Here is a 12753-nt window from a genome sequence, read left to right as displayed (position 1 = left end):
ATACAATATGAATTTTTCACTTAAAAGATCACTCACCTTTACAATCATCCTTGGAATATTCGCTTCATGCTCAACATCAACAGAAGAACCTTGGAGTATTGAAGGGAAGTCCGATCAGGAGGTAATGGCTATTGCTGATTCGCTTGCTAAAACTTTTATCATGGTGGATGGTCACGTTGACCTTCCATATAGAATGAATATAAAAGGATTCATGATCACCAAGACGGTAGAAGACGTTTCAGTTGAAACAACTGGTAATTTTGATTTTCCTAAATCAAAACGAGGGGGGTTGGATGCACCTTTTATGTCAATTTATATCCCTGCAGGGTATCAAGAAACAGGCGGAGCTAAGAATTTTGCTGATTCCCTTATTGATATGGTATCTAGACTTCCAGTAACATTTCCTACAATGTTTGCAATGGCCAACACACCAGCAGATATCGAGGTAAATTTTGATCAAGGGTTGATTTCTCTACCTATGGGAATGGAAAATGGAGCGCCAATAGAAGACGATATAAATAATGTGAAGTACTTTTTCGATCGAGGAATACGGTATATCACCTTAACACATTCAAAGGATAATCAAATAAGTGATTCTTCATATGATACACTTAACACTTGGAATGGGATCAGCCCTTTTGGTGAGCAAGTAATTGCTGAGATGAACAAATGGGGAATTATGGTGGATATTTCTCACGTAACAGACAGTGCTGCTTTTGATGCTTTGAGATTAACAAAGGCACCAGTCATTGCTTCTCATTCCTCTTGTAGAAGATTCACACCAGAATTCGAACGAAATATGCCAGATACGCTTATCTATGCTTTAGCTGAAAATGGAGGTGTGATTCATATCAATTTTGGATCTACTTTCTTATCAAAGGAGTCCAGGGATAAGTTTGATAAAATGCGAGAAGATTTAACAAATTATCGCGCTGAGAATGGATTATCTTCAGATGATTCGGTTTATACTGCCTATGCAAATCAATATGCAATAGATAATGATGTATATGAAGACGTTCAGAAAGTTGCTGACCACATTGATCATGTAGTTAGCCTAGTTGGAATTGATTATGTAGCATTTGGATCAGATTATGATGGTGTTGGTGATTCATTGCCCAAAGGACTGAAAGATGTCTCAACCTACCCTAACCTACTAAATGAGTTGCTCAAAAGAGGTTATACACCAAAGGAAATTGAGAAAATCTGTTACAAGAATACTTTCCGAGTATGGAGAAAAGTGCAAGAGGTGGCTCAAGGACTACAATGATCTGATGCCTAAGAAGTCAATTTTTCTTTCGCTTGAGAGAGTTTATAAAACTTGACCAAGCGAAAGGATTAAGTAATTGATTTTGAGGTGGTGAGTAGCGATTGATATATGACTGTCTTTGCAGTTGCATAGTATACTGATGATTAGCATTTGGTGACGCAGGCAAATTTAGATATGCCTCCGTCATCACCTGGCTATTCAGCCATTGATAGATATTTGCATATTCTTTCTGATCTGGAAGTTCCATTGTTATCAATGCTTCCTTAAACATACTTTCAGAAGGATAAGGTCTGATTTCCACTTCTTCTAAAAACTGGATATCATCCTCTAAAGCGATAATAATTCTAAAACTACTTTCCTTTTCATGTTTTGGGACAATGAAATAAGCTCTTTTAAATCCAACAGCGCTGAAAAGAACGCTATCACCTTCTAGGACCGGAAGAGAGAAAAAGCCGTAGGGATTGGTTGTTGTACCTCTTCCAGATTTAGGAATGTACACATGAGTGCCTGGAACAACGGAGATACTATCTGATCCAAATACAACTCCTGTAAACTGAATTACTTTCTCATGCGGCTCTTGGGCGCATAGCTGCGAAACTAAAAAAAATAAAAAAGATAATGTCAGTATATATCTCAAATCAAGTTCTTTATACTAATAAAGTGTTTTATTCAATAAAAGTTTAACTTCGGTAAAAGTAGTTAAAAAATGAGGCTCAAGAATTTCAATTTGTCTTATGGCACCCAGATTTTCAAGTCATTCTCAGATGAGTCTCGTACACGCATCATTCATCTTTTATATCGTCAAGAGGAACTTTGCATATCTGATCTCGAATCTATACTTGACTTTACACAAACAAAAACTTCCCGTCATATAACGTATTTGAAAAATGCTGGTTTGGTAACTTTTAGAAAATATGATCAGTGGGTGTTTTATAGTATTAAAGAGGAAGGCTATGATATGGTTAGCCAGATTTTTGAATTTCTAAGTAAAGATCTCATTTTGAGAAAGGATTTAGAAGTTTACAAAACAATGAACGCAAATCTTGCTTTAGCTAAGAACAAGATAGAAGCGAAAAATTATATTAGGTGAAGGGAATGAAGCACATTTTCTTCGATCTGGACCACACACTTTGGGACTATGATCGAAGTGCACAAGAAACATTATCGGAAATATTCATTCAGCTAGAGTTATCCAAGTCTGGATTAACGAAGAAAAAACTTTTCAACAAGTTTTATGAAGTGAATGATAAATTGTGGGGTAAGTACAATGACGGGCTGATAGATCGCGAGTACATCAAGAATGAGAGATTCAATGAAATTTTTTCAAGTATTGGGATAGATGCTCAGCATTCTAAAGATGCTTCGGCTTATTTCATGAAAAATTGTTCGTCAAAATCTTATCTCATGCCTGATGCTTTGACGGCTTTGAATTACCTAACAGGTAAATACGAATTACACATAATTACCAATGGATTCCTAGATGCTCAGAATAGAAAGTTAAGTAGTTCAGGAATAGCTAAATACTTTAACATAATGGTGACATCAGAGTGTGCAGATTCAAGAAAACCAAGCCCGGAAATCTTTGAGTACTCCCTTAGCAAAGCGGGTTCCTCCAAAACAAATAGTGTGATGATTGGAGATAATCCCAGAACGGATATTCATGGAGCTCAAGAATTTGGTATTAAGACAGTCTTCTACGATCCAAGTGGGAGAAAGAAATCACTAGCAGATTACACTATTCAATCCCATATGGAGCTTTTAAAAATTTTCTAGTTACCTCTAGATTATTGAATTAGTTACCTCTAGTATTTTGAACCATTCACCTTAGTTTTGTCTTACCTAACAAATAAATGTATACAACATGCCTAAAGGAAATTTTTTCATACCAGACCCAATCAATGAGCCTATATTGAGCTATGCCCCGGGCACTCCTGCTCGAGAAGAATTATTGGCTAAATACAAAGAAATGTATGCAAGCCAGGTTAATGCTCCGATGTTTATTGGTGACAAAGAGGTGCATACAGACAATAAGGTTGCAATGACCTGCCCTCATGATCATAAGCATGTTTTAGGACATTTTTCAGAAGGAGATGCTTCACATGTCACAGAGGCCATTGATGCAGCTTTATCTGCCAAAGAAGATTGGGAAAATATGTCTTGGGAAAATCGTGCTAGCATTTTTCTTAAGGCGGCTGACTTATTAGCTGGGCCATACAGAGCTAAAATGAATGCTGCGACAATGCTTGGTCAAGGAAAAAATGTACATCAGGCAGAGATTGATGCTGCTTGCGAATTCATTGACTTCCTTCGGTTCAATGTTTCTTTTATGCAAGAATTGTATATGCAGCAACCTATATCATCAGAAGGGATATGGAATAGGTTGGAGTATAGACCATTAGAGGGCTTTATTTTCGCCATCACTCCATTCAACTTTACAGCCATTGCGGGAAACCTCCCAGCGGCTCCAGCAATGTTAGGAAACACTGTTGTGTGGAAACCGAGCTATACACAAGTATATTCGGCACAAGTAATAATGGAAGTCTTCAAAAAGGCAGGACTCCCTGATGGAGTAATCAATCTGATCTATGTGGATGGTCCTGTAGCAGGAGATGTCGTATTTAACCACAGAGATTTTGCAGGACTTCATTTCACAGGAAGTACAGGGGTTTTTAAAACACTTTGGAAAACCATTGGAGCTAATCTTGATTCATATAGAACGTATCCAAGAATAGTAGGAGAAACAGGAGGAAAAGACTTTGTAGTAGCTCATAGATCTGCGGATGCAAAAGAAGTGGCTACTGGCTTAGTAAGAGGATCATTTGAGTTTCAGGGTCAGAAATGCAGTGCAGCATCTAGAGCATATATTCCATCAAACATTTGGGAAGATGTTAAGAAATACATGATTGAAGATTTAAAATCAATCAAAATGGGCTCTCCTGAAGATCCGTCAAACTTTGTAAATGCTGTGATAGATGGTGTTGCGTTCAAAAAGATCTCGGGTTACATAGAGCAAGCAAAAACCGATAAAGATGTAGAATTAGTTGCTGGAGGCAATTATGATGACACTAAAGGATGGTTCGTTGAGCCGACAGTTTTTGTAGCGAAAGACCCTAAGTACACAACAATGTGTGAGGAGATTTTTGGACCAGTGCTTACCATTCATGTATATGATGCAGATAAGTTTGAGGAAATCTTAAGTATCGTGGACGAGACATCTCCTTATGCACTAACCGGAGCTATTTTCAGTAAGGATAGATACGCAGTGGACGTTGCTACTAAAAAACTAAGAAACGCAGCAGGTAATTTTTACATCAACGATAAACCTACAGGGGCTGTAGTAGGCCAACAGCCATTTGGTGGTGCGCGAGGTTCTGGCACAAACGATAAAGCGGGAGCAATGATGAACCTCATGCGTTGGGTTAGTGCAAGAACCATTAAAGAAACTTTTGTTTCCCCTACTGATTACAGATATCCTTTTCTTGGTTAATTAAAACGCTTTCCTCATGAATAATTTAAGACCTTTTCATTTAGCTGTTCCTGTAAAAGAATTGGATCAGACAAGAAGTTTTTACCGGGATATAATGGGCCTTGAAGAGGGTAGATCTTCTGATTGCTGGGTAGACTTCAATTTATATGGACATCAATTTGTAATCCATATGGTTGAAAATAAGCGAGATGCGGAAACTAATCCTGTTGACGGCAAGGCAGTTCCTGTGCCTCATTTTGGTGTGGTTTTAAGCAGAAGTGATTGGGATGATCTTGCGGAAAAACTTAAAGATGCAGGAATAGAGTTCATTATTGAACCATATGTCAGATTTGAAGACGAGGTGGGTGAGCAAGCAACCATGTTTTTTATGGATCCTTCTGGAAATGCGCTAGAGTTTAAATCTTTTAAGGATGATGCTCAGATTTTCGCAAAATAGATTTAGATGATTTCTGGAAAAACCTCTTTACATTTCCTCTTCTATATTAAATGAGTGAAACTAAAGACAATAGAATCGAATCTTTTATGAAAATGGCAATGTCTGAACCATTGCTGAGTGGGAAATTCAAAGATTTTATTTCAGAGCTCATTCCGACTGTTTGTAGATCGCTAAGTGCTTATAAGACATCTTTTTGGCTTTATAGAAATGAAAAGGATGAATTTGAAAGCATTCAAAGTTTCAATGCAGAAACGGAGGAGTCTTCTTCTGGTAAAGCACTGGATGCATCAACATTTCCAAACTTCATAAAACTCTTGAAGGCTGAGCAATCAATACACGTTGACAGTACTGATGATAATCCAGCGTTAGAAGAACTAACACTTGACCACTTAATTAAGAATCGACTCACCTCATGGGCGAGTTTTCAAGTGTGGAATGATAACAGACTTTTTGGAGTCATTACGGTAGAGTGGAAAACAAAGAAGGATTTTATTGAACGAGATCAATTTGTTTTGTTGACATCAGCTTCAATGATTAGTCAATGTTACGACGCATTGTTGCGCCTCAAGGAAGACTTTCTACACAGAAACGAGTTAAGTACTTTGAAGATTGAGGAAAAAGAGAAAGAAAAACTTGCCAAAAAACTATCTGATCATGCTTTTTATACATCACATACCATCAGGCATCCTCTGTCTACTATTTTGGCATTGATAGATTTGATTAAATTAAATTGGGAAAGTCGGGAGACATACGAAGAGCTTCTGCAGCAATTGAAATTAGAAACAATGAATTTAGATGATGCAATTCGTGTGATGACCGCCAAAATTGAATTAGATTAGGGCTTTTACCTACCTACCATGACTCGAAGACCTAACAGGATTAAAGAAGTAATCCTTCGGAGAAGTACATTTATTATTTTCCTTATTTTGATTCTTGGGGCATTTGGGTTGCTTCGAATCGTAGCTACACATAAAGATATTGATGATGTAGCTAATATCGATTTACCAATAATCGAGATACTTACCCAAATAGAGACAAACCAACTTGAGCAGGCGATCAATTTTGAGCGTGCTATTCGTTATTCAGAAGAAATGGCTCCAGGGAATGATGCAGCTCTAAGAGGGTTTGCTTTGGCAGATAGTACTTTTAGATATTTAGCGCAGCTTGTGGATATCGACTTACTGGAGGCAGAAAACGAAGTTTCAGAAGCATTAAAGCGGACAAATCAAGAGGCTCAGAGAATCAAATTGAAAGGCTTGTTATTATCAATTAAGAAGCTTGCAAGTGATCATACTAGCTATGAAAACCATGCAATAGAAGTTGTAAATCTTCTGGAGGAAGGTCGGCTGGAAGAAGCAGTTTTTGTGTCAGAAAGAGTAGAACAAGAAGAGGATCAGTTTAATAAACAAGTAGAAGGTGTTTTGATGCGTCATGAAATGTTTACCGAAGCTCTGGTGAAGATTGTCGAGCAAGAAGAAGTGCTTTCAATGAAGTGGATTGTAACACTCACTCTTCTTTTCATCATTCTTTCCTTGCTTGCCGTTTACACTTTTAGCTATAAAATATGGCGCCCGTTGGAGGATATAAGATCGGGTGCAGAAAGAATTGGTGATGGCAATCTGGATGCAAGAATAAAGCTGAGTTCAAACAGCATAACAAGTGACATTGTTAACTCCTTTAATGAAATGGCAGATCGCTTGCGATACTCACAAGAAGAGATAGATAGGTTTATTCATTTTTCGTACAGCACTGCGGATGACCTGAAAGCTCCTATAACTAACCTTGGATCTCTATTAGAGATGCTAGGGAAAGAAAACGTGAACCCTTCTAACTTTAAAGCAATACTTAACAACGCTAGGAAGACAAATCAACAATTAGAAAAGATTGTACATGCGCTTGTTGAGGTAAACAAAGTGCGAGAAGAACTTGGTGCAGATAAAGAGCTTCTAGATATTGATGAGGTTCTTAAAGAGGTAGTTTCCAATTCTTTAAGTAAGATTAAAAGTGCAAATGCCATTATAAAAAAAGATTTTTCAGAATGCCCCACTATTGCCTATCCAAAAGCACAGTTGAAAGTGGTATTAAAGCATTTAATATCAAATGCCCTGTCTTACAGAGACCCTGAAAAACCTCTTCAAATAAAAATCAAGACCAAAGAAGTCAATTCGCATACTACACTAATTATTAAAGACAATGGTTTAGGTTTTGATTCGATCAAGTTTAAAGAAGAAATATTCAGGCCTTATTCACGATTACACTCACATGTGGAAGGAGCTGGCCTAGGCCTTTACATCATTAAAACAATCATGGATTATCACCGAGGCGGAATTAGGGTAGAGAGCGAGCCTCGGAAAGGAGCCACATTTGCTTTACGTCTGAACTAGGAACTTATCAGATGACTACTGTAAATTTTTTCTAACAACTCTGGGGAAAGCGGTTTAGAAATAAAAGCGGCAATTTGCTTGGAAGAGGAAGCCCGTTCTTCATCTTTAGCAGATATGGAGGATGTCAACATAATAACTTTAGTGCCGTCCGTGATATTTAACTTTTCATACTCTTCCATAAAATCCCAACCATCTAAACCAGGCATATTTAAATCCAAGAAAATCACGTCAGGAGTATCCCCTGTGGTTTTCAAAAAATCAATGGCTGTTTGCACATTATTAATTGATTCTACTTCAGTAGCAAACTTTGCATGCTTGATGATAACTGAGTTTATAGAATTGACGATATCATCATCGTCGACAAGTAGTACCTTTTGAAAAGTTCCCAAGAGTTGTAGTGGTTTATGATCCAAAGGTAAGAAAGCGATTTATAAATGTGATTTCAATCAGATCAAATTTTGTTAAAATTCGATCAATAGAACTTTCAATCCAGTGGATAAGAATGACTGAACGAATAAACTAGCGATACTCTTTTTTGCGACTTCCAGTATGTAGGCTATTAAATTCAAGAATTTTGGGAACAATAAAAAACCCAACATTTCTGCTGAGCTTAAGCTCTCTCTCTTGGGCTCGATCGCTGCGGCGAACCGTCGGAGTGGCGTTCCACCCAAGGACTCTGAGAGTACTGTTTCTTGAAAGCCTGAAAATAAAAAAAGCCCGGCATTTCTGCTAAGCTTAAGCTCTCCCTCTTGGACTCGAACCAAGGACCCTCTGATTAACAGTCAGATGCTCTAACCAGCTGAGCTAAGGGAGAATTTTCCTTAAAAAGGAGTGCAAATGTAAGCATCCAATTTACAATTCTCAATGCAAGACATTAAAAAATTTTCAAGTAATACTTTTTTTTATAAATAAGACACAATGTCATTATTTTTCATCATCTATTTTCATAATTAAGACATAATGACATGATTTTTTATTCATTGCATCAGTTGGTACAGAATTCGATCATTACTCAATAAATTATTTTTAATTAAAAACTATAGAACATGGGACTTATAAAGTACAATAGAAACGACTACAGACCGACAAGTTTTAAAAGTCTTGTTGATGATTTTTTTACTGATGAATTAGTAGGAGGCACTGTACCTAAGTTTTCACCTAAGGTGGATATTGCTGAATCTGAAAAAGAATTTGAGATTCAGTTGCATGTGCCAGGAATGAAGAAGGGTGATTTCAATATTGATCTTAATAAAGATCAAATTACAATAAGTGGAGAAAGAAAATTTGAGAACGAGAAGAAGGAAAAAAACTTCCACAGTGTGGAGAGTTACTATGGATCATTTAATAGAACGTTCTATTTACCAGATTTGGTAGACAAAGAAAAAGTAGATGCTTCATATCAAGATGGAATTTTGACCATTCTTTTACCAAAGGATGAAAAGAAGTCAGCAAAAAAACAGATAGTAGTTAAGTAGTGTTTTGAGTAGGTGATTTGGGGTGTCCGCCAGTAGGCGGATGCCCTTTTTTTTGAAAATGGAAGGAGTTTAATCAGCACCTATCTTTTGTTAAGAATAGTTAATCCTTTTAGTGTTTTTCCACAGAATGAAAACTAAAAGTGTCTTTATGGAGTATAAATCATAAGTAAAAAATTGAAGAAGATATGAGTAAGAGAAGTTTTATCATGGCCATGGTTTTTTCGTCACTCTTTGGAGGTATTGTGGCGGTCGTAGGATTTTCGCTGATTGCGCCTAACCATAGGATAATTCAAACAACAGGAAATACTTCAAGCCCTGTGAGTTTAACAAACTATGTCTTTGACTCATCAGACTTTGTAGTGCCGGAAGGTTTAAACTTCGTTTTTGCAGCTAAAAATGCCACACCTTCAGTTGTGCATATAAGGACTACTTATAAAGAAGGGATGCGTGCGAATAGTCCTTTTAACGATTTCTTCAAGGACTACTTTGGTGAACGATACGAACGAAGAGGAGGTCCTGCACGAGGAGCCGGATCTGGAGTGATTATATCTTCTGATGGATATATCGTCACAAATAATCATGTTATTGAGAATGCAGATGAGATCGAGATTGTCTTAAATGACAATAGAAGTTATCAAGCTAAGGTGATAGGTACAGATGCGAGCACTGATTTAGCCGTTTTAAAAGTGAATGAGAACAATCTTACATCAATTAATTACGGTGATTCAGACAATATTAATATAGGAGAATGGGTGCTCGCAATTGGTAACCCGTATGAATTTAGGTCGACAGTCACAGCTGGGATAATAAGTGCAAAGGGGCGAAATATAAATATCTTAAATGGAGACTATAGAATAGAATCTTTTATCCAAACTGATGCGGCGGTAAACCCTGGAAATAGTGGTGGAGCACTGGTAAACCTCAATGGAGAATTGGTAGGAATAAATACAGCTATTGCATCCCCTTCAGGGGCATTTGCGGGATATTCATTTGCCGTTCCTGTTTCACTTGTAAAAAAGGTAGTTAGTGATTTAGTAGAGTATGGGATGGTGCAGAGAGCATTATTGGGGATTTCGATTAGGGATGTGGATGCCGGGCTTGCGGAAGAATATGATCTCAATGTATTAAAAGGGATTTACGTGAATGGAGTAATGGCTGGAAAAGCTGCTGATAGAGCGGGTATGGAGAGAGGAGATGTAATTGTAGCTATAGATGATAAGCCGGTAAATAGTGTAGCCCAGCTTCAGGAACAAGTAGCTGTAAAGAGACCTGGAGACCAAGTTGAGGTAAAGTTTATCAGAAATGGAAAAGAGAAAATAGTATTGGCTGAACTAAGAAATGCAGAAGGTACATTGGAGGTAGTGGAGCTTGCTTCTGATTTTAAAGTTGAGGGCGCGACTTTTGTCGATTTGACTGATGCGCTAAAAGAAGAATTGGATATTGATGGTGGGGTTCAAGTCAGGGAGTTGGGAAATGGCAAATGGAAAGAAGTTCGTATGAAAGAAGGGTTTATTATTACAGGCATTGATAATGAAGAGATTAGGAACATTCAAGATCTTCAAAACTATTTTAAACGTCCTAGAACGGATGGGATTCTAATTGAAGGAATCTATCCTGATGGCAGTAAGGCACATTACGGGCTAGGTCTTTAAATAGATATATCGCAATAAAAAAAGCCTGTCTTTGAAAGACAGGCTTTTTTTATTCCATAATTTCGAGAAGTGAAAGATGTAATAGTGATAGGTGGTGGATTAGCCGGACTAATCAATGCAATACTTTTAAGTAGAAAGGGACTTAATGTCCTGCTGTTTGAAGAAAAGAAATATCCCTTTCACAGAGTATGTGGTGAGTATATATCGAATGAAGTCATTCCTTTTTTAGAAAAAAATGAACTTTTCCCATCAGAACTTAAGCCTGCAAAAATTTCTCGATTTCACTTAAGTTCTTCATCCGGTAAGAGCTTAAAAATGGCATTAGATCTTGGAGGATTTGGTATAAGCAGAAAGTCATATGATCAGTGGCTTGCTAAGAAAGCATTGGATTCACTTGACATTGTTCATACCAGAGTTGTCTCTTCAAGTTTCAAAGATGACCGCTTCCTTATCAAGGATAAGGAGGGCGAAAATCATGAAGCCAAAATTGTCATTGGAGCATTTGGGAAAAGGAGTAAGATTGATAAGTCACTAGAAAGGCCATTTATCCATAAGAGGTATCCATATATTGGAGTAAAATACCACATCAAAACAGATGAAGTTGCCGATAATGTAGTGGAGCTACACAACTTTAATAAGGGCTATTGTGGAGTGAGTAAAATAGAAAACGGGACATTTAATCTTTGCTATTTATCTCACAGGAGTAATCTTAAAAAATTTGGTTCCATTGATGCAATGGAAGAAGAAGTATTAAAGAAAAATCCATACTTAAAACGCATTTTCAATCAGTCAGATTTTTTGTTTGAAAAACCTGAAGTGATCAATGAAATCACATTTGAGAAAAAAGAGCCAGTTTATGATCATATACTGATGTCTGGTGATTCAGCCGGAATGATCACTCCCTTGTGTGGAAATGGGATGGCAATGGCTATTCATTCGTCAAAGATTTTGAGTGAGTCGATTATCGATTTCTTTGATCATGGTATTGATCGACAAGCATTAGAAAGAAACTACACAGATCAATGGAATAACCTCTTCGCTAAGAGATTATGGGCAGGAAGAAATATTCAAAAATTATTTGGATCCCCAATTACCTCAGAAGTTGCAGTAGCAATCGCTAGATCTGTTTCTCCAGTTACCAAATATTTAATGAAACAAACTCACGGAACTCCTTTTAGCTGAGCCAGAGGTAAATAAAGAAAGCATTTAGCATAATAGAGGATAGAAAATTAAGCCTCATAGTGGAGGTGAAGTCTGCTTTACTTCTGTCCTTTCTTACTTTTAAGTACCATACGCCGAAATACGCTAAGATGGGAGTCATAGAGCTTAGAAAAACTATTGCGTCACTTAGGGAATGATAGACAATGAAATACCCTACGAAACCTAAACTCGCTAGAAAGAAAGCAATTGAAGTAAAATGGAATGTGCCTAATACTCCCAGTTTTAGGCTGATTGTGATATCTCCCCTTTTCGAGTCCTCTTCATGCTGATATACTTGAGTCATGGGATAAGAACCCAATAATAAAATGCTACTAAGGATTCCAGGTATTTGAATATCCCATGTCCATGATTGAATCAAAGAAGTATCAGTAATGGCAATGTAACTAAGGATGAAAGTAAAGTACCCCTGGAATACACCAGCAGCTAACCAACCAATGATTGGTCTACTTTTTAGTCGATAATTCGGATGACTATACGCTTTTGAAATAAGCCCATAAATGAAAATCATGACCATAAATTCCCATGAAATTAAAAGGGCTAGAATCAAACCAATCAAATCAAAAATGAGTGATACCCAATAAAGTTCTTTGGTCACTTTTGGTGGAACTTTAAGTCCTCCAATACTTCCTTCATCCTTATCGAAATAGGAGTTGTATCCATTGCTTGCTGGATATACAAGGAGATGAAGAATTAGAAATGATAAAAAAAGATTTTCATAGCTAATGTGTTCCGAAACTGCCACTGCAAGCAAGAAAACAGGCATTAGGAAAAAAGAAAATGGTATCCGAAGATGAAGTAGTGTTGATTTTTTCAAATGAAAGTAATCTTCTC

The 12753-nt window shown here is 37.1% G+C and carries 12 protein-coding genes and 1 tRNA gene; 9 read left to right on the top strand and 4 right to left on the bottom strand.

The window, feature by feature from the left end:
* The first annotated feature begins 7 nt into the window (after window positions 1–7).
* Complete coding sequence (locus tag ABJQ32_13385; protein ID MEP5290635.1) at window positions 8–1267, top strand: dipeptidase; 1260 nt, start codon at window positions 8–10, stop codon at window positions 1265–1267.
* Between the two features lie 16 nt (window positions 1268–1283).
* Here the strand turns inward: ABJQ32_13385 and ABJQ32_13380 are convergent, their stop codons facing one another.
* Window positions 1284–1904, bottom strand: a complete 621-nt coding sequence (locus ABJQ32_13380) for a carboxypeptidase-like regulatory domain-containing protein (GenBank protein ID MEP5290634.1) — start codon at window positions 1902–1904, stop codon at window positions 1284–1286.
* Window positions 1905–2362: 458 nt separating this feature from the next.
* Between ABJQ32_13380 and ABJQ32_13375 the strand changes: the two genes are divergently transcribed.
* The 5 genes from ABJQ32_13375 to ABJQ32_13355 all read left to right on the top strand — a co-directional run bounded on the left by ABJQ32_13375 (window position 2363) and on the right by ABJQ32_13355 (window position 7574).
* Window positions 2363–3040, top strand: a complete 678-nt coding sequence (locus tag ABJQ32_13375; GenBank protein ID MEP5290633.1) for a YjjG family noncanonical pyrimidine nucleotidase — start codon at window positions 2363–2365, stop codon at window positions 3038–3040.
* A gap of 88 nt (window positions 3041–3128) precedes the next feature.
* The gene (gene pruA / locus ABJQ32_13370) at window positions 3129–4754 is read left to right on the top strand and encodes an L-glutamate gamma-semialdehyde dehydrogenase (GenBank protein MEP5290632.1); all 1626 of its coding nucleotides are present in this window, start codon (window positions 3129–3131) and stop codon (window positions 4752–4754) included.
* 16 nt (window positions 4755–4770) lie between these two features.
* A complete protein-coding gene (locus tag ABJQ32_13365) occupies window positions 4771–5190 on the top strand; it encodes a VOC family protein (GenBank protein ID MEP5290631.1) in 420 nt (139 codons plus the stop codon).
* A 50-nt stretch (window positions 5191–5240) separates the two neighbouring features.
* Complete coding sequence (locus tag ABJQ32_13360; GenBank protein ID MEP5290630.1) at window positions 5241–6029, top strand: hypothetical protein; 789 nt, start codon at window positions 5241–5243, stop codon at window positions 6027–6029.
* Between the two features lie 18 nt (window positions 6030–6047).
* A complete protein-coding gene (locus tag ABJQ32_13355; protein ID MEP5290629.1) occupies window positions 6048–7574 on the top strand; it encodes an ATP-binding protein in 1527 nt (508 codons plus the stop codon).
* Here ABJQ32_13355 and ABJQ32_13350 read toward each other — a convergent pair.
* Both ABJQ32_13350 and ABJQ32_13345 read right to left on the bottom strand, forming a co-directional pair.
* Entirely contained in the window at window positions 7571–7963 is a 393-nt protein-coding gene (locus tag ABJQ32_13350) for a response regulator (protein ID MEP5290628.1), read from the bottom strand. The genes ABJQ32_13355 and ABJQ32_13350 overlap by 4 nt on opposite strands.
* 351 nt (window positions 7964–8314) lie before the next feature.
* Window positions 8315–8388 (bottom strand) — tRNA-Asn (locus tag ABJQ32_13345).
* A gap of 232 nt (window positions 8389–8620) precedes the next feature.
* Here ABJQ32_13345 and ABJQ32_13340 point away from each other — a divergent pair.
* The 3 genes from ABJQ32_13340 to ABJQ32_13330 all read left to right on the top strand — a co-directional run bounded on the left by ABJQ32_13340 (window position 8621) and on the right by ABJQ32_13330 (window position 11883).
* Complete coding sequence (locus ABJQ32_13340) at window positions 8621–9049, top strand: Hsp20/alpha crystallin family protein (GenBank protein MEP5290627.1); 429 nt, start codon at window positions 8621–8623, stop codon at window positions 9047–9049.
* A gap of 185 nt (window positions 9050–9234) precedes the next feature.
* Window positions 9235–10701: a Do family serine endopeptidase gene (locus tag ABJQ32_13335; GenBank protein ID MEP5290626.1), complete on the top strand. Its 1467-nt coding sequence runs from the start codon at window positions 9235–9237 to the stop codon at window positions 10699–10701.
* A 69-nt stretch (window positions 10702–10770) separates the two neighbouring features.
* Complete coding sequence (locus ABJQ32_13330; GenBank protein ID MEP5290625.1) at window positions 10771–11883, top strand: NAD(P)/FAD-dependent oxidoreductase; 1113 nt, start codon at window positions 10771–10773, stop codon at window positions 11881–11883.
* On the opposite strand, the gene ABJQ32_13325 is transcribed toward ABJQ32_13330, so the two are convergent.
* Window positions 11876–12736, bottom strand: coding sequence for a UbiA family prenyltransferase (locus ABJQ32_13325; protein MEP5290624.1), 861 nt, complete (start codon window positions 12734–12736; stop codon window positions 11876–11878). The two genes, ABJQ32_13330 and ABJQ32_13325, sit on opposite strands and share 8 nt — an antisense overlap.
* Between the last annotated feature and the right edge of the window lie 17 nt (window positions 12737–12753).

Source organism: Marinobacter alexandrii (genome assembly GCA_039984955.1).
GTDB lineage: Bacteria > Bacteroidota > Bacteroidia > Cytophagales > Cyclobacteriaceae > Ekhidna.
This window is presented reverse-complemented; position numbering and strand designations above follow the sequence as displayed.

What these genes read in the sequence shown, in the direction of transcription:
- ABJQ32_13385 (MEP5290635.1), top strand. Translation starts at nt 8, where the DNA reads ATGAATTTTTCACTTAAAAGATCACTCACCTTTACAATCATCCTTGGA.
- ABJQ32_13375 (MEP5290633.1), top strand. Translation starts at nt 2,363, where the DNA reads ATGAAGCACATTTTCTTCGATCTGGACCACACACTTTGGGACTATGAT.
- pruA (MEP5290632.1), top strand. Translation starts at nt 3,129, where the DNA reads ATGCCTAAAGGAAATTTTTTCATACCAGACCCAATCAATGAGCCTATA.
- ABJQ32_13365 (MEP5290631.1), top strand. Translation starts at nt 4,771, where the DNA reads ATGAATAATTTAAGACCTTTTCATTTAGCTGTTCCTGTAAAAGAATTG.
- ABJQ32_13360 (MEP5290630.1), top strand. Translation starts at nt 5,241, where the DNA reads ATGAGTGAAACTAAAGACAATAGAATCGAATCTTTTATGAAAATGGCA.
- ABJQ32_13355 (MEP5290629.1), top strand. Translation starts at nt 6,048, where the DNA reads ATGACTCGAAGACCTAACAGGATTAAAGAAGTAATCCTTCGGAGAAGT.
- ABJQ32_13340 (MEP5290627.1), top strand. Translation starts at nt 8,621, where the DNA reads ATGGGACTTATAAAGTACAATAGAAACGACTACAGACCGACAAGTTTT.
- ABJQ32_13335 (MEP5290626.1), top strand. Translation starts at nt 9,235, where the DNA reads ATGAGTAAGAGAAGTTTTATCATGGCCATGGTTTTTTCGTCACTCTTT.